Here is a 17,151-nt window from a genome sequence, read left to right on the forward strand (position 1 = left end):
CCCCGGTCAGAAGTCCTCGTCCAGGTCGACGGTGCCTTCCACCGCGACCTGGTACGCCGACGGACGGCGCTCGAAGAAGTTCGTCAGTTCCTGGACGCCTTGCAGTTCCATGAAGGAGAAGGGGTTCTCGGAGCCGTAGACGGGGGCGAAGCCGAGACGGGTGAGGCGTTGGTCGGCGACGCATTGCAGGTACTGGCGCATGGAGTCGGTGTTCATGCCGGGCAGTCCGTCGCCGCACAGGTCGCGGGCGAACTGGAGCTCGGCTTCGACGGCCTCGTGGAGCATGTCGGTGACCTGCTGCCGGAGCTGGTCGTCGAAGAGGCCGGGTTCCTCCTTGCGGACGGTGTCGACGACGTCGAAGGCGAAGCTCATGTGCATGGTCTCGTCGCGGAAGACCCAGTTGGTGCCGGTGGCCAGGCCGTGCAGGAGACCGCGGCTGCGGAACCAGTAGACGTAGGCGAAGGCGCCGTAGAAGAAGAGTCCCTCGATGCAGGCGGCGAAGCAGATGAGGTTGAGCAGGAAGCGCCGGCGGTCCGCTGTGGACTCCAGGCGGTCGATCTTCTCGACCTCGTTGATCCACTTGAAGCAGAACTCCGCTTTCTCGCGGATGGAGGGGATGTTCTCCACGGCGGCGAAGGCGGCGGCGCGGTCGTCGGGGTCGGGGAGGTAGGTGTCCAGGAGGGTCAGGTAGAACTGGACGTGGACGGCCTCCTCGAAGAGCTGGCGCGACAGGTACAGCCGCGCCTCCGGCGAGTTGATGTGCTTGTACAGCGTCAGCACCAGGTTGTTCGCCACGATCGAGTCGCCGGTGGCGAAGAAGGCGACCAGCCGGCCGATGAGGTGCTGCTCCTCCGGTGTCAGTTTGGCGAGGTCGGCTACGTCGGAGTGGAGGTCGACCTCCTCGACGGTCCAGGTGTTCTTGATGGCGTCCCGGTAGCGCTCGTAGAAGTCGGGGTAGCGCATGGGGCGGAGAGTCAACTCGAAGCCGGGGTCGAGCAGGTTCTGGGGTCGGGTGGTCATTACTGGCAGGCCTCGCAGGACTCGGGGTTTTCCAGGGAGCAGGCGATCGCTTCGGGGGTGGTGGTCTGCTGTGCGGGGACGGCGGCCTGGGCGGCGCGGGCGATGCGGGTCGCCGGGCGGGAGCGCAGGTAGTACGTCGTCTTGAGCCCGGACTTCCAGGCGTAGGCGTACATGGAGGAGAGCTTGCCGATCGTCGGCGTCTCCAGGAACAGGTTCAGGGACTGGCCCTGGTCGAGGAACGGGGTGCGGGCGGCGGCCATGTCGATCAGGCCGCGTTGGGGGATCTCCCAGGCCGTGCGGTACAGGGCGCGGATGTCCTCGGGGATCCAGGGGAAGTCCTGGATCGAGCCGCCCGAGTCGCGCAGGGCTTCGCGGGTGCGGGCGTCCCAGACGCCGAGGTCCTTCAGGTCCTGCACGAGGTAGGAGTTGACCTGGAGGAACTCACCCGAGAGGGTCTCGCGCTTGAACAGGTTGGAGACCTGGGGCTCGATGCACTCGTATACCCCCGCGATCGACGCGATCGTGGCCGTCGGCGCGATCGCGAGGAGGAGCGAGTTGCGCATGCCCGTCTCCGCGATCCGCTCGCGCAGGGCGTCCCAGCGTCCGGGCCAGGTGAGGTCGACGTCGTAGTGGTCGGGGTGGAGGACGCCCCGGGCGGCGCGGGTCTGCTTCCAGGCGGGCAGGGGGCCGTTGCGTTCGGCGAGGTCGGCGGAGGTCTCGTAGGCGGCGAGCATGATCCGCTCGGCGATCCGCGTGGAGAGGGCCTTGGCCTCGGGGGAGTCGAAGGGCAGGCGGAGTTTGAAGAAGACGTCCTGCAGCCCCATCGCACCCAGGCCGACCGGGCGCCACCTCGCGTTCGAGCGGCCCGCCTGTTCGGTGGGGTAGAAGTTGATGTCGACCACGCGGTCCAGGAAGGTGACGGCCGTGCGGACCGTCTCGTCCAGCCGCTCCCAGTCGATGTCCCCGGTCGTGGTGTCCACGAACGCGCCGAGGTTGACGGACCCCAGGTTGCAGACGGCCGTCTCGCCGTCGTCGGTGACCTCCAGGATCTCGGTGCAGAGGTTGGAGGAGTGGATGACGTGGCCGGGTTCGGCGGTCTGGTTGGCGGTGCGGTTGGCCGCGTCCTTGAACGTCATCCAGCCGTTGCCGGTCTGGGCGAGGGTGCGCATCATCCGGCCGTACAGCTCCCGCGCCGCGATGGTCTTCTTCGCCAGACCCGCCGCCTCGGCCCTGCGGTAGGCGGTGTCGAACTCCTCGCCCCACAGGTCGACCAGCTCGGGCACGTCGGCCGGCGAGAACAGCGACCACTGCCCGTCGGCGTTGACCCGGCGCATGAACTCGTCCGGGATCCAGTGCGCGAGGTTGAGGTTGTGGGTGCGGCGGGCGTCCTCGCCGGTGTTGTCCCGCAGCTCCAGGAACTCCTCGATGTCGGAGTGCCAGGTCTCCAGGTAGACCGCTGCCGCGCCCTTGCGCCGCCCGCCCTGGTTCACCGCCGCCACCGACGCGTCCAGCGTCTTCAGGAACGGCACGATCCCGTTGGAGTGCCCGTTCGTCCCCCGGATCAGCGAACCGCGCGAGCGCACACGGGAGTACGACAGGCCGATGCCGCCGGCGTGCTTGGAGAGGCGGGCGACCTGGTGGTAGCGGTCGTAGATGGAGTCCAGCTCGTCCAGCGGGGAGTCCAGCAGGTAGCAGGACGACATCTGGGGGTGTCGGGTGCCGGAGTTGAAGAGGGTGGGGGAGGACGGCAGGTAGTCCAGGCGGCTCATCAGCCGGTACAGCGCCGCCACTTCGTCCACGGAGCGGGTCGTGTCGTCCTCCGCCAGGCCGCTCGCCACGCGCAGTAGGAAGTGCTGGGGCGTCTCCACGACCTTGCGGGTGAGCGGGTGGCGCAGCAGGTAGCGGCTGTGCAGGGTGCGCAGACCGAAGTAGCCGAAGCGGTCGTCGGCCGCGAGGTCGACCAGCGCGTCCAGGCGCTCGGCGTGCAGCCGCACGAACTCGGCGGTGCGGTCGGCGATCAGGCCCTCGCGGTGGCCGACCGCGACCGACTCGGTGAAGGACGTCACGCCCTGGGAGGCGGCCTCGTCCCGGATGGCGAGGGTCAGCAGCCGGGCGGCCAGCCTCGAGTACGCGGGGTCCTCGGAGATCAGGCCGGCGGCGGCCTCCGTGGCCAGCTCCCGCAGCTCCGCCTCGTCGGCGCGGGCGGACCGGCCGCGCAGCGCGGCAGCGGCCACCCGGCCCGGGTCGGCGTCGGGCAGGTCGGCGGTCAGCTCGGTCAGGGTCCGCAGCAGCGCGGCACCGGGGCCGTCGGTCTCCGGCTCGCTCACTGAAGCCGGGTCGGCTGGCGCGATGGTCACGTGGGGCTCTCCCTCGCTCGGCACGGGGCCTGGCGGGAGGCAGGGGCGGTCACGAGCGCGCACGGCGTCGCGTCCACCGGCCCATTCCACGAGGCCCGGACGTCAGAACCACCCGGGCCTGGACGGCCGGGTGCACCGTCGGCAGGGTGTCGGACTCGACGCGCGTGCGGGGGCACACGGGTACACCGTTGCGGGACAGTTCCGGATTCACACCGGATTCCCCTGCGACGACAGCGAGGATGAGCATACATCTAGTGCCGGGCTGCCATGTCACCCCCAGATGTAGTGTTGACCCGGCCTCAGAGGATCAACTCGTACGCGAGGAGCGTGAGGTCGTCCCGGCCCGGCAGGGGGTTCCGGGCGGTGTGCGTGGTCCGCTGGGTGGAGAGGGCCACGCGCACGCGGCCCTCCGTGGCGGGCGCACTCGACGCAGACCCGCACCAGCGCCTCGCCCGCGCCCCGGCCTGCCGAGTTGCGGGTCGGAATGCCCATGTTTACATGGAAGCAGGTGCTTCGTGGGGTCCTCCGTGCCGAAGGCTGGTCTCGGAAGGAGAACGCACCATGACGCGCATCGTCCGTCACCCACCGGGCAAGGAACGGCCACGCAACGCGCCGATGGCGACGCTGTACGTGCGACGGGCGTGGCGCCGGGGCAGACGGTACCTTTTGGGCTACTGGCACCACCTGACCATCAGGTCGGAAGCCCGGCTCGACACCACCCGCCCCCGCAAGTGGCGCAGATGGGCCTCCTACACCAACGCGAACCGGGTCGTCTGGGCCCTCGCCGCCCTCGCCGTCCTGGCGTGGGCCGTGGAGGGCGTGTACATCCTGGTCACGCACCACACGACGCGGTTCGAGACGTGGCGGAAGGACAACGCGGGCTTCGACGCCCTCCTCCGCTTCGTCGGTCCGGTGCTCTCCGCCTCGATCGCCGCCGCCCTCTTCCTGTTCTTCTGGTACTGGTGGACCAAGCGGCGCTACCTCGCGAAGGCGCGCAGGCAGCCCCGCAAACTGGTCCCCACCGCCGGCCCCGACATCGCCGAGATCGTGGGCCGCGAGGAGATCGCCAGGGTCATCGCCCAACGGCTGCGGCAGCGCGAGACCCGCAGGCCCTACGTGCTCGTCGGTGGTGTGGGCACGGGCAAGACGGCCGTCCTGGTGCGGCTCACGGAACTGCTCGCCCGGCAGCACGCCGTGCCCGTGCCGATCCGGCTGCGGGACGCCACCGGCGCCGATCTGAACTTCGAGCGCATGGCCAGGGAACGGTTCGCCGAGGAAGCACCCCGCGGCATCCTCGCACGCACCAAGAACGACCGGGTCTGGCAGCAACTTCTCGCCGACGACAAGGTGGTCGTCCTCGCCGACGGCCTGGAGGAGGCGGTCCTCGACGAGCGCCTCCAGGAGGACAGGGACAACATCATCCGCAGGGCCATCGAGTGCGCCCACGAGGAGAAGCTGCCGCTCGTCATCGCGTCGCGGCCGCACAGTCCGCTGGAGAGCACCCCCGCCGCGATCGTGGAGCTGGAGCCGCTCAGCGAGGAGGAGGCGCTGTACTTCGTCGAGGCCCGGATCCCGGAGACGGACGAGCGCCGCGTGGACTGGATCGTGGAGACCGCGGAGGTCACGGAGTCGCCCATCTACCTGCAGATCGCCCGTGAACTGCACCACCACGGCGGCCTGGAACGCGACCGTCCGCGCGAGGACAGGGACCGGCTGGACACCCGTAGCTGGGACCGCAGCACGCTGCGGCTGTGGCTGCTCGAGACCTGGGACCTCGCGGTGCGGGAGGGCCGGCTGCGCGGGGACGTCGAGCTGAGCCCGCAGGAGCGCGGCGACACCCTGGAGGTGGTCTCGGCGCTCGCCTGCATCGGACTGCTCCAGGACAAGCTGGAGGTCGGTTTCGCCGAGTTGCTGGGCGACGCCGTACACCCCGGTCCGGCGCGGCGGACTTGGGCCCGGGCGGGGCACATGTGGGACGGCAGACCCGGTTCCCACCACTACGACAAGCGCGGGAACGCCTTCTCGGAGTGGCACCGGGAGCGGATCTGGGACACGCTCTGCGAGCATCTGAGCCAGGAACAGAGGGAGCGTCTGGCCCAGGGCGACACGTTCCAGTGCCAGAGCGCGCTCGCCCACTTGGCGGCCAACGCGAACAGGCTCCAGCTGGTGGAGAGCTTCGAGAAGAGGGTGCGCTTCCCCCACAGCATCATGCAGGCCTACTTCGGCTTCCGTCTGCTGCGGCACCTCGACGAGCGCGACGCCGGCGAGCTGATCGAGCAGGCGCTGCGACCGCCGGGACCCAGCCGTGAACTGCTCATCGCCGCGGTGCTGTACTCCCGCCACCGGGTGGCGAGGCTCTCGGCCAGGGGAGGCAGCCTCGGGGCCGAGTGGCGGAAGACCCGGACCGAATGGGTGCGGCGCGCCCCCCTGTACGGCCACCCGCTGGCCGAACGCCTCTTCGTGGCCGCGAACCACCGTGCGAACGATCCCAAGGCCCTCGACCTGTACGCGGCGGCCCTGGAGGTCGACAGCGTGGAACGCCGGTCACGGCTGCTGTGCGACATCGTCGAGCGGGTGCACGACCGCTGGCCCGACATCCAGGGTGACCGCCGCACCGTCGAGGACGCGAAGCTGGCCCTGCTCAAGCAGCTCGGTACGGCACTGCGCGCGGCCTCGGAGAAGACCGACACCATGCCGCTGTACGACCGCCTCTTCCACATCGGCAAGGGCGAGCCCTCGCACTCCGTGCGCCTGGCGGTCGCCCAGGAGGTCGGCAGCGGCGGCAACGACGCGTTCGCCTTCATCCGGGAGAAGATCGGCCTGGACACCGACCCCATCCGGGAGTACGACAAGGCGGTCGGCCGGCTGAGAGCCGGCAAGAGGGACCGGTACAACGACTGGACGGAGCGGATGCGGAAGGCGCTGGCCGACCGCGTTCCCTCGCGGGACGCGTCGTCGGCTGAGATCGACCGGCTCCAGGAGGAACGGAAGGAGATCAAGAGGCAGTACCGCAAGGCCCGTATCGAGCTGTGCAGGGAGTTCATGATGCGGGCCTGGATGCTCCCCATGCTGCTGGGCTCCGTCGACGACGCCCACCGCGACGAGGCCCGGGACCGCCTGACCAAGTGGCTGCGCCACCTCGATCCGAAGGACACCCACGGCAGCCCCGACCTGCCCCTGCTGCTGGAGGCCGCGCTGGCCCAGGGCTTCAAGTTCGCGGCCAACCGGCGCAAACGCCACCCGTACTCCTACCCGGGCAGCCGGGCCGATCTGATCCGGCAGGCGGAGACCGTGCTGCAGCAGTCACGCTGCTGGTACGCGCAGGTGATGCTGCTTCAGGCGCTGTGCCTGTGGGAGCTCCCGGACAGCGTCGGCCGCCGTGAGCAGGACGCGGACAGCGCGGTGTGGCGGGAGGACGACGTCGACGGGTCCGGCGAGCCGTCGCCGGCGATCGGCGGGTCCAACGCGGTGCAGACGGTGCAGCGCTGGCTGTCGATGGCGGGCACGGTCAACCCCGCGCCCGCAGGGCCCGGCGACGGCGACGCGCCCCGGCGGGTGCTGCACCCGTTCGTCGCCGAGGCGGGCGACCTGGTGGCCATGGCGCTGGAGACCGGGCAGCCCGAACGCTTCCTCTGGATCGACGAGAAGACCGTCACCGACAACATCGGCTCGCGCACCGGGAACAACCGCGGTTACCGCAAGCACAACCTGTGGATCCCGCCCTCCGCGGGCTGGAGCACCCTCGACGGGCGCGCCCAGCGCCTCGTCGCCGACGTGCTGATCATGCTGAACCTGATCGAGCGGGACGGGTATCCGAGCGAGGTCGAGGAGCGCATCGCCCGCGCCGAGCGCCCCGGTACGCCGCTCCCGCCGTGCATCGGCACGGACCGCGAGCCGCTACGGCCCGATCTGCGGCCCGGCACTTCCGCCCCGCCCCCGCCGGGCAGCGCCTGTCTGCCCGACTGCAAGTTCCAGCTGTGCCCGTACCCGCCCCGGGGCGGGGTGCCCCGGGGCGAGATCCGCGAGCCCTTCTGCCGCCAGCAGCAGGTCCTGCTGCCCGGCCCGCTACGCCGGAAGCTGCCCCGGACCGTGCACCGGAAGACACCGCCCTGGGTGAGCATGCGGGTCCGCGAACTGGACGGCTTCTGGGACGCGATGGCCGGGCGCACGCGTGACTGAGCGCCCGGCCGGGACGCGGACTGGGGCCTCTGGTCCGGATCATGCCGGATCCGGACGAAAGACCCTAGTGCGCGCTGCCCGCGGTGGCCGGGGGAAGCTCCACCTGGACGCCGGGGTCGCCGGCGTCCGCCGTGTAGTCCTCCGGCTTGGTCTCGTCGACGCCCTCGGGAGCCTTGACGGCCTTCAGCACGAAGGTGAGGACGACGGTGACCAGGACGTTCAGGACGAACGCGGTGAGGCCGATGTAGCCGATCTCCCCGATGCCGGGGATCTCCTTGGCGTTGCCGCCGAAGTGCTTCTGCGTCGGCGAGGCGATGCCGTAGGCCGCGGCCGTGCCGTAGATCATGCCGACCGCCCAGCCGGCGAGCAGCGCCCAGCGGTGGAACCAGCGGGTGAACAGGCCACCCACCAGCGCCGGGAAGGTCTGCAGGATCCAGATGCCGCCGAGCAGCTGGAAGTTGATGGCGACCGTCTTGTCCATCGTGAGGACGAAGACCAGCGCGCCCACCTTCACCAGCAGCGAGACCAGCTTGGAGACCTTGGTCTCCTGCTCCGCCGTCGCGTCGGGCTTGATGAAGTCCTTGTAGATGTTGCGGGTGAAGAGGTTGGCCGCCGCGATGGACATGATCGCCGCCGGGACCAGTGCGCCGATGCCGATCGCCGCGAACGCGACGCCCGCGAACCAGTCCGGGAACATGTCCTCGAACAGCTGGGGGATCGCCAGCTGGCCGTTGGTGACCTTCACACCGGCCGCGATCGCCATGAAGCCCAGCAGCGCCAGCAGCCCCAGCATGAGGGAGTACAGCGGCAGGATCGTGGTGTTGCGGCGGATCACCTCACGGCTCCTGGACGACAGGGTCGCGGTGATCGAGTGCGGGTACATGAACAGCGCCAGCGCGGAGCCGAGGGCCAGCGTGGCGTACGTCCACTGGCTCGCCTCGCCCGGAGCCAGCGCCCCGCGCGGCTTGTGCGTGGCCGGATTCACCTGGCTGAACGCCTGGCCCGCCTTGGCGAAGACGTCGTCGAATCCGCCCAGCTTGATCGGGATGTAGATGATCGCCACCGCGATGACGATGTAGATCAGGGCGTCCTTGACGAACGCGATCAGCGCGGGGGCGCGCAGACCGGACGAGTAGGTGTAGGCCGCCAGCACGCCGAAGGCGATGAGCAGCGGCAGGTCCTTGACGAACCAGTTGGTGTTCTCGCCGCCGCCGACGCCCATCACGTCCAGCACCGCCTGGATGCCGACGAGCTGGAGCGCGATGTACGGCATCGTCGCCAGGATGCCGGTCACCGCCACCGCCAGCGACAGGCTCTTCGAGCCGAACCGGCCGCGCACGAAGTCGGAGGTGGTGACGTACCCGTGGCGGTGCGAGACCGACCACAGACGGGGCAGGAACGTGAAGATCAGCGGGTACACCAGGATCGTGTACGGCACCGCGAAGAAGCCGGACGCGCCCGCCGCGTAGATCGCCGCCGGGACGGCGACGAAGGTGTACGCCGTGTACAGGTCGCCGCCCAGCAGGAACCAGGTGACCCAGGTGCCGAAGGACCGGCCGCCCAGGCCCCACTCGTCCAGGGAGTGCTCGTTCTCGGCCCTGCGCCAGCGCGCGGCCAGGAAGCCCATGACCGTGACGGCCAGGAAGAAGAAGATGAAGACGCCGAGCGCGACGCCGTTGACGCCGTCCTTCACTTCACCGCACCCCCGTTCGTGTCCTGGCGGGCACGCTGGTCACGCTGCCACAGCTTGTACGCCAGCATGGTGAGCGCGGTGGAGATCAGCACCCAGAGCATCTGGTACCAGTAGAAGAAGGGGATCCCGATGAACGCGGGATCCGTCTTGGCGTACGAGCCGACCCACAGCATCGCCACGAAGGGCGCGACGAGACACAGGGCGATGACCACCCTGACCGGTGTTATCACCGGTGGTCTCACTTCAGGCGTTTCCGACATGCCACGGCTCCGTCCCCTCGCTGATCACCTGTGTAATGCGCAGGCAATCTAGGTGACGGTGTCCCGGGAGTGGAAGACCTCGTCCGCATATCGGTATATCGATTCAGCGAACATGCCGGGCACGGGCCTGCCGGCGCCTACTCCACCGGCCGCTTGAGCCGCGCCACGAACTTGTACCGGTCCCCCCGGTACACCGACCGCACCCACTCCACCGGCTTGCCCTCGTGGTCCAGCGAGTGCCGGGAGAGCATCAGCATCGGCAGGCCCACGTCGGTGCCGAGCAGCCCCGCCTCGCGCGGTGTGGCCAGGGAGGTCTCGATGGTCTCCTCGGCCTCGGCGAGGTGGACGTCGTAGACCTCGGCGAGCGCGGTGTACAGGGAGGTGTACTTCACCAGCGAGCGCCTGAGCGCCGGGAAGCGCTTGGCCGACAGGTGCGTGGTCTCGATGGCCATCGGCTCGCCGTTGGCCATGCGCAGCCGCTCGATGCGCAGCACGCGCCCGCCGGCCGTGATGTCGAGCAGCTCGGCGAGCCGGTCGTCGGCGGTGACGTACCCGATGTCCAGCAGCTGTGAGGTCGGCTCCAGGCCCTGGGCGCGCATGTCCTCCGTGTAGGAGGTGAGCTGCAGTGCCTGGGAGACCTTCGGCTTGGCCACGAAGGTGCCCTTGCCCTGGATGCGCTCGAGCCGGCCCTCCACGACCAGCTCCTGCAGTGCCTGGCGCACCGTGGTGCGGGAGGTGTCGAACTCGGCGGCCAGCGTGCGCTCGGGCGGGACCGGGGTGCCCGGTGCCTGCGTCTCCGTCATGTCGAGCAGGTGCTTCTTCAAGCGGTAGTACTTCGGCACGCGCGCGGTACGGGTGGTGCCGGCCTCGTTCTCCGCACTGCTGACGTCGGTGCTCATGCTCTGCCTTCCCGGCTCCGAATGCCGAAAGCGACCGACATCCCCATCGGCCACGGCTCACATCGTGGCACGGGTTGTCGTGTCAGCACTCCACCCGCACGCTCCGTGATCTCCTCTATATACCGGTGCGCCCGCTGTTGGTCTAGTCCAACGGGACGGTGAGCCCGGCGGGCCCGTGGTGCCGGGGCCGCCCTCCCGCCGGGCGCCGCGGGTCAGATGCCCTGCCAGTCCGGCTTGTTGGCGTACGTGTGCCGGAAGTAGTCGGCCAGCTTCAGCTTGGAGGCGGCGGCCTCGTCGGCGACCACCGTCGCGTGCGGGTGGAGCTGGAGCGCGGAGGCCGGGCAGACGGCCGCGACGGGGCCCTCGACGGTCGCGGCGACCGCGTCCGCCTTGCCCTCACCGGTCGCCAGCAGCACCAGGTGGCGGGCCTCCAGGATCGTCCCGATGCCCTGGGTGATGACGTGGTGCGGAACCTGCTCGATGTCGCCGTCGAAGAAGCGGGCGTTGTCGACGCGGGTCTGCTCCGTCAGCGTCTTGATCCGGGTCCGCGAGGCGAGCGAGGAGCACGGCTCGTTGAAACCGATGTGTCCGTCGGTCCCGATGCCGAGCAGTTGCAGGTCCACGCCGCCGGCCCCGGCGAGCGCGCGGTCGTACGCCTCGCACGCCGCCTGGACGTCCTCGGCCGTGCCGTCCGGTCCCATGAACGCGTCCATGCCTATGCCCAGCGGTTCCAGCACCTCGCGGCGCAGCACCGAGCGGTAGGACTCGGGGTGGTCGGCGGGCAGCCCCACGTACTCGTCGAGCTGGGCGATCCGCGCCCGCGAGACGTCCACGGCGCCGGAGCGCACCTTGGCGGCCAGTGCCTGGTAGACGGGCAGCGGGGTGGAGCCGGTGGCCACGCCGAGCAGGGCGCCGGGCTTGCGTCGCAGCAGCTGTGCCATGGCCTCGGCGATCAGCTCGCCGCCCGCCGCGGCGTCCGGAACGATGACAACTTCCACGCTGGGCCTGCCGTTCTGAAGAGGGCTCTGTGCGTCTCTATGTGGTTTAGACCAATCTAACAGTATCGGCGTTCGAGAGCGCGGAAAAGACGGGAGGGGTGAACAGGCGCCGGGGGTGTCAGGTGAGGGAGCCTCCCGTCGCGTCCAGCCAGTGCCCGGTCACCCAGCGGCCGTCCTGCGAGACCAGGAAGGCGACCACGTCGGCGATGTCCGCCGGCGTGCCCACCCGGCCCAGTGCCGAGTACCCGGCCGCCCGCCGCCACGCCTCGTCGCTCGTGCGCAGCCACGGGGCGTTGACGTCGGTGTCCACGATGCCGGGCGCCACCGAGTTCACCGTGATCCCGCGGGGGCCGAGCACCTTGGACAGGTCCCGGGTGAAGACGTCCAGGGCCGCCTTCGTCATCGAGTACGCCATCAGGTCGGGCATCGCCGCGGTCCGGGACAGGCCGGACGATATGGCCACCACCCGCCCGCCGTCCCGCAGCCGCTCCGCCCCGAGCCGGGTGAGGAAGAACGGTGCCTTCACGTTCACCGCGAAGAGCCGGTCGTACTCCTCCTCGTCGATCTCCGTGAACGGGCGGGCGGTGCCGATGCCCGCGTTGTGCACGAGGATGTCCAGTCCGTCCGCGTGCCGGTCGAACTCCGTCCACAGCCGCTCGGCGTCCCCGGGCGTCCCCAGCTCCACCCCGAGCGGGAACGCCGACCCGCCGGCCGCCTCGATCGCCGCGACCGTCTGCTTCGCGGCGGTCTCCTCGCGCCCGTAGTGCACCGCCACCCGCGCACCGTCGCGCCCCAGCCGTTCGGCGATCCCTCGCCCGATACCGCGGCTCGCGCCCGTGACCAGCGCCGTCTTCCCCGTGAGCACGCCCATGTCCGCCCCCTCCAGATTTACCTAGCGATCGCTACAGAAAAACCGTACACCACCTCGCCGACAATTCTCTAGGGGGCGCTATAAAATGGTCCCATGACGACGGGTCAGGACACGCGGGCACAGGGCGGCACGGGCCGGACGCGGGGCCGGCCGCGCTCCTTCGACCGGGCCACCGCACTGGAGAAGGCGCTGATGGCCTTCTGGGAGCACGGGTACGAGGCCACCTCGGTCTCCGACCTGACCCGGGTCATGGGCATCGGCGCGCCCAGTCTGTACGCGGCCTTCGGTGACAAGCGGACCCTCTTCGACGAGGTCGTGCGGGTCTACGCCGGCTCGCACGGCGCCTTCACCGACCGCGCCCTCGCCGAGGAGCCCACGGCCCGGGCGGGCGTCGCCCGCATGCTCCGCGAGGCCGCCGCCGAGTACACCGACCCCGCCCACCCGCACGGCTGCCTGATCGTCCACGCGGCCACCAACTGCACCAGCCCCGAGGTGGAGACGCTGCTGCGGGACATGCGCAACGCCAACATCACCGCGATCGAGGCGCGGATCAGGGCGGACGTCGCGGCCGGGCTGCTGCCGGCCGGCACCGACGCCGCCGCCCTCGCCCGGCACACCGGCGCGATGATCCAGGGCATGTCGCAGCAGGCCCGCGACGGCGCACGCCGGGAGGAACTGGAAGCACTCGCGGAAATTGCCATGACCATCTGGCCCCACGACTGACCCGGGCGGGCTAGGCTGCGTGGCATCGCGTGCCGGTGCCCCTCGCGGCGCGGACGCCTCCGCACCATGGACACGCCGTCGTGGTCTAGTCCACAATCGAGAACAGCACGCTTCCGCCCTCCCCGCACAGGAAGGCGGATCGAGGAACCGGCGCTCTCTGCCCTGACTGCCCCGGCTCCTCGGCCTTCGGCCGACCGGGACCGCACACCCCACGGCCGATGATGCTCCGGGCTGCGGTGCCGGGAGGGTTGAGGGTCCCTTCCAGGCGCCGCGGCCCGCGGGTGTTTTTCGGCCACCCGCGAGGCCCCGGGTACGCTCGCAGACGTGCCCTCCATGAACGAACTCGTACGCCAGCACACCGCCCTCGACGACTCCGATCTCGAGTGGCTCCACCTGCTGGTCTCGGAGTGGCAGCTGCTCTCCGACCTCTCCTTCGCCGACCTGGTGCTGTGGGTCCCCACCCGGGACGGCACCCGGTACGTCTCGGTCGCCCAGATGCGCCCCAACACCGGCCCCACCTCCTACCAGGACGACATGGTCGGCCACCTGGTGCCGCGCGGCCGGCGGCCCATGCTGGACGCGGCCCTGGACGAGGGCCGGATCGTGCGCGAGGGCGACCCGGAGTGGCGCGAAGAGGTGCCCGTACGGGTCGAGTCCATCCCCGTACGGCGTGAGGGGCGCGTCCTCGGCGTGATCGCCAGGAACACCAACCTGCTCACCGTGCGCACCCCGAGCCGCCTGGAGCTGACCTACCTCCAGAGCGCCTCCGATCTCGCGCAGATGATCGCGGCCGGCGCCTTCCCGTTCCCGGACCAGCAGGTCGACATGGACGCGTCCCCGCGCGTCGGCGACGGCCTGATCCGGCTCGACGCGGACGGCATCGTCCAGTACGCCTCCCCGAACGCCCTGTCCGCCTACCACCGGCTCGGCCTCGCCGCCGACCTCGTCGGCCACCACCTCGGACAGACCACCGCCGAACTCGCCCCGACCCGGGGGCCGGTGGACGAGGCACTGGCCAAGGTGGCCAGCGGCTGGGCGCCGCGCGAGTTCGAGATCGAGGCCCACGACGGGGTCATCCAGTTCCGGGCCATCCCGCTCAAACCCAAGGGCACGCGCATCGGTTCGCTCGTACTGCTCCGGGACGTCACCGAACTGCGGCGCCGCGAACGCGAGTTGATCACCAAGGACGCCACCATCCGGGAGATCCACCACCGGGTGAAGAACAACCTCCAGACGGTCGCCGCCCTGCTCCGGCTCCAGGCCCGGCGTATCGAGTCCGAACGCGGCCGGGAGGCCCTGGAGGAGGCGGTCCGCCGGGTCGGCTCCATCGCGATCGTCCATGAGACGCTGTCTCAGAACCTGGACGAGCGGGTGGAGTTCGACGACATCGCCGACCGGGTGCTGGCGATGGTCGCCGAGATCTCGCCGGGCAAGGTGACCGGCCGGCGCAGCGGACGGTTCGGCATACTCGACGCCGAGGTCGCCACCCCGCTGTCCATGGTTCTCACCGAGGTCCTCCAGAACGCCCTGGAGCACGGTTTCCGTGAGGGCGACACCGGCACGGTCGAGGTCTCCGCGGTGCGCGGCGGCACCACCAAGGAGGCCCGGCTGCTGGTCACCGTCCAGGACGACGGGGTCGGACTGCCCGAGGGCTTCGACCCGCACCGCTCGGGCAACCTCGGCCTGCAGATCGTACGGACGCTGGTGGAGGGCGAGCTGGGCGGCTCGTTCGACATGGTGCCGGCGCCGGAGCGCGGGACGCGGGTGATCCTCGACATCCCGGTGCGGGCCCAGAAGTGAGCCGGCGGCCCGGCGCAGCAAAAAGCCCCGGACCGTCTTCGGTCCGAGGCTGATGCTCGTTGCTGCTCTGCTCAGTGCTAAGCGCATCGGGGGAACTGCGCGCTGCGGCTCGGGGGCGGGAGATGCGTACGTGCTGTGCGCGCCGCCAAGCTCAGGCTGTCAGCAGGGGTGGGTGTGTCAGGCGGAGGCCTGACGAGCCCGGTTGCGAGCGGCGCGGCGCTTCATGGCGCGGCGCTCGTCCTCGCTGAGACCACCCCAGACGCCGGAGTCCTGACCGGACTCGAGCGCCCACTGCAGACACTGCTCGATCACCGGGCAGCGACGGCAGACGGCCTTGGCTTCCTCGATCTGCAGCAGCGCAGGACCGGTGTTGCCGATGGGGAAGAAGAGCTCGGGGTCTTCCTCGCGGCAAACGGCGTTGTGACGCCAGTCCATGGCTGCTACCTCTCCTTGGTATTACGTGCAGGTTGCTTGTGAATGTGAACGCTTTCACGAATCCCTCAACAAGTGAAGGGCCGACCGCCGAGTCTTCACCCGGCGTGGTCCTGTGTTTGAAGAGGGGTTCTGGTGATCAGCGGAGGCCGGTGTTGCGGGCCGTCCCGATCGCCACGTAGAGACTCGCAAACCTCAGCGGCGGATACAACCCCTTCCGGAAGATTTTTTTTGATTCCTCGGTGTCGACTAGGTCACAGCCGTACTTCCATGGGGTGGACCCTGGCCTAAACGTTCGAGTGAAAGGACTTTCGCCCGTTCCGCTCACACAATCACACGCAGTGCACGGCGTACGCCTGTGAACGTCACGCTCGTACGCAGCCCGAGATGGTCACCGTCCATCTGAAGGGGCAGGGGCACCTTCGAATGCAAGGTGAACTGGTCCAGGTCGTGCAGGGAGACGGCGTGCTTCCCCTGTGGTCCCCGCTCGGGGGACGAAGTGAGCAACTGGGTGCCATACCGGGCAACCGCGGCTGTGGACAGCCGGCTGAGACCGAGCACGTCGATGCCCGTATCGAACGAAGCCTTAGGTGACGTGTACATCGGGCGATTGCCGAGATACGTCCACGGGGACGTGTTCGAGACTATGGCGACGACCAGATCCCCGACCGGGTCCGCGCCGGGCCGTTCGAGCGTGATCGTGCCGTGGCGGCGGTTCGGCTCACCGAGGAACTGCCGGACCACCTGACGGACGTACAGCGCGTGCGTCGACTTCTTCCCGCGCTCGCGCTGCTGCTCGACCCGGCCCACCACCCCCGCGTCGAAACCGAGTCCGGCGTTGAAGGTGAACCAGCGGGCCGGCACCGCCTCGTCCTCGGTGCCCGGCGTGCCCGAGGTCAGACCGAGGCCGACGACCCGTTCGGTGCCGTCGCGCAGCGCGTCCAGCAGGGCCCCGGTGGCCTCGACGGGGTCGTTGGGCAGGCCGAGCGCGCGGGCGAAGACGTTCGTGGAGCCACCCGGGACCACGGCGAGACCGGGGAGGCGGTCCGGGGCGGGACCGGCGTGCAGGAGGCCGTTGACGACCTCGTTGACCGTGCCGTCGCCGCCGAGCGCCACGACCAGGTCGATGTCGTCGCTCTCCGCCGCCTGCCGGCCGAGGTCGCGAGCGTGGCCGCGGTACTCGGTGGTGACCGCCTCCAGCTTCATCTCGCTCGCCAGCGCGTGGATCAGTACGTCACGTCTGCGTGCGCTTGTGGTGGTTGCCGCCGGATTGACCACGAGAAGTGCACGCATGGATGGCAGCGTACCTACTGGGGGGTACTCGGCCCAGACCGAGTTAGGGATCCGGTAAGAGACCGGGGCGTGAGCCTGGACACTCGGGGTCGCGGGGCGCGGCGGCGCGCCGGAGGGGGAGGGCTACCCTGCTGGGGTGAGCAGTCAGCAGAATCCCGCCCCGCACACCGCCGAGGCCACCACGGCCGGCCCGGCCGCCGGGCCGCGCCCGCGCCGGCTGACGTACGCGGCGGTGCTGGCCGCGCTGGAGGGCACGGCGCTGGTGGCCGGCGGCCTGTGGGTGCTGGTGCTCGGGCTCACCGGTGCCCCGGACGACCGGCAGCAAGCCGTGACCCTGGGGATCACCCTGGTCGTCCTCGCGCTGCTGCCGCTGCTCGCCGCGCGCGGTCTGCTGCTGCGGCGCGGCTGGAGCCGGGGGCCCGCGCTGATCACCCAGCTCATGGCCCTGCCCGTGGCCTACAACCTGCTCCGGGCCGACGGCATGGCCGTTCCGGCCGGCATCGTGCTCGGGCTCGTCGCCGTGGTGGCGCTGGTGCTCCTCGTCAACGGCGAGACGACCCGGGCCCTCGGGATCAAGGGACCGGGCCGGGGCGAGTAGGGCTCACCAGGCGGGGCCGCTTCGCACA

At 70.2% G+C, this 17,151-nt stretch carries 13 protein-coding genes and 1 riboswitch; of the genes, 4 read left to right on the plus strand and 9 right to left on the minus strand.

The annotated features are described in order from the left end of the window. Positions 1 to 6: 6 nt before the first annotated feature. A complete protein-coding gene (locus tag LG395_RS12090) occupies positions 7 to 1,020 on the minus strand; it encodes a ribonucleotide-diphosphate reductase subunit beta (protein ID WP_171152954.1) in 1,014 nt (337 codons plus the stop codon). Continuing rightward, the gene (locus LG395_RS12095) at positions 1,020 to 3,377 is read right to left on the minus strand and encodes a ribonucleoside-diphosphate reductase subunit alpha (RefSeq protein ID WP_225809349.1); all 2,358 of its coding nucleotides are present in this window, start codon (positions 3,375 to 3,377) and stop codon (positions 1,020 to 1,022) included. Before LG395_RS12095 ends, LG395_RS12090 begins: the two co-directional genes overlap by 1 nt. 144 nt (positions 3,378 to 3,521) lie before the next feature. Continuing rightward, positions 3,522 to 3,600: riboswitch (cobalamin riboswitch) on the minus strand. A 338-nt stretch (positions 3,601 to 3,938) separates the two neighbouring features. Here LG395_RS12095 and LG395_RS12100 point away from each other — a divergent pair. Then, positions 3,939 to 7,556: an NACHT domain-containing protein gene (locus LG395_RS12100; protein ID WP_225809350.1), complete on the plus strand. Its 3,618-nt coding sequence runs from the start codon at positions 3,939 to 3,941 to the stop codon at positions 7,554 to 7,556. Positions 7,557 to 7,620: 64 nt separating this feature from the next. Here the strand turns inward: LG395_RS12100 and mctP are convergent, their stop codons facing one another. The 5 genes from mctP to LG395_RS12125 form a co-directional block, all read right to left on the minus strand. Further along, on the minus strand, positions 7,621 to 9,249 hold the full coding sequence (gene mctP / locus LG395_RS12105; RefSeq protein WP_171152948.1) for a monocarboxylate uptake permease MctP: 1,629 nt from the start codon (positions 9,247 to 9,249) through the stop codon (positions 7,621 to 7,623). Further along, positions 9,246 to 9,509 carry a DUF3311 domain-containing protein gene (locus LG395_RS12110; protein WP_171152947.1) on the minus strand — a complete coding sequence of 88 codons (264 nt, stop codon included), beginning with the start codon at positions 9,507 to 9,509 and terminating at the stop codon, positions 9,246 to 9,248. The genes mctP and LG395_RS12110 overlap by 4 nt, the downstream gene beginning before the upstream one ends. A 137-nt stretch (positions 9,510 to 9,646) precedes the next feature. After that, the gene (locus LG395_RS12115) at positions 9,647 to 10,408 is read right to left on the minus strand and encodes a GntR family transcriptional regulator (protein WP_225809351.1); all 762 of its coding nucleotides are present in this window, start codon (positions 10,406 to 10,408) and stop codon (positions 9,647 to 9,649) included. Between the two features lie 212 nt (positions 10,409 to 10,620). Further along, complete coding sequence (nagB, locus tag LG395_RS12120; protein WP_171152945.1) at positions 10,621 to 11,406, minus strand: glucosamine-6-phosphate deaminase; 786 nt, start codon at positions 11,404 to 11,406, stop codon at positions 10,621 to 10,623. A 118-nt stretch (positions 11,407 to 11,524) separates the two neighbouring features. Further along, the gene (locus LG395_RS12125) at positions 11,525 to 12,277 is read right to left on the minus strand and encodes an SDR family oxidoreductase (RefSeq protein ID WP_225809352.1); all 753 of its coding nucleotides are present in this window, start codon (positions 12,275 to 12,277) and stop codon (positions 11,525 to 11,527) included. Positions 12,278 to 12,370: 93 nt separating this feature from the next. Here LG395_RS12125 and LG395_RS12130 point away from each other — a divergent pair, with 93 nt between their 5' ends. Beyond that, positions 12,371 to 13,000, plus strand: a complete 630-nt coding sequence (locus tag LG395_RS12130; RefSeq protein ID WP_225809353.1) for a TetR/AcrR family transcriptional regulator — start codon at positions 12,371 to 12,373, stop codon at positions 12,998 to 13,000. Between the two features lie 324 nt (positions 13,001 to 13,324). Continuing rightward, positions 13,325 to 14,800, plus strand: a complete 1,476-nt coding sequence (locus LG395_RS12135) for a sensor histidine kinase (RefSeq protein WP_030657195.1) — start codon at positions 13,325 to 13,327, stop codon at positions 14,798 to 14,800. A 177-nt stretch (positions 14,801 to 14,977) separates the two neighbouring features. On the opposite strand, the gene LG395_RS12140 is transcribed toward LG395_RS12135, so the two are convergent. Both LG395_RS12140 and LG395_RS12145 read right to left on the minus strand, forming a co-directional pair. Then, positions 14,978 to 15,235 carry a WhiB family transcriptional regulator gene (locus LG395_RS12140; RefSeq protein ID WP_003992873.1) on the minus strand — a complete coding sequence of 86 codons (258 nt, stop codon included), beginning with the start codon at positions 15,233 to 15,235 and terminating at the stop codon, positions 14,978 to 14,980. A gap of 321 nt (positions 15,236 to 15,556) precedes the next feature. Then, on the minus strand, positions 15,557 to 16,525 hold the full coding sequence (locus LG395_RS12145) for a diacylglycerol/lipid kinase family protein (protein WP_171152939.1): 969 nt from the start codon (positions 16,523 to 16,525) through the stop codon (positions 15,557 to 15,559). Positions 16,526 to 16,661: 136 nt separating this feature from the next. Here LG395_RS12145 and LG395_RS12150 point away from each other — a divergent pair, with 136 nt between their 5' ends. Beyond that, on the plus strand, positions 16,662 to 17,123 hold the full coding sequence (locus LG395_RS12150; protein ID WP_225809354.1) for a hypothetical protein: 462 nt from the start codon (positions 16,662 to 16,664) through the stop codon (positions 17,121 to 17,123). Positions 17,124 to 17,151: the final 28 nt, after the last annotated feature.

Source organism: Streptomyces spinosus (assembly GCF_020400655.1).
GTDB lineage: Bacteria > Actinomycetota > Actinomycetes > Streptomycetales > Streptomycetaceae > Streptomyces > Streptomyces argyrophylli.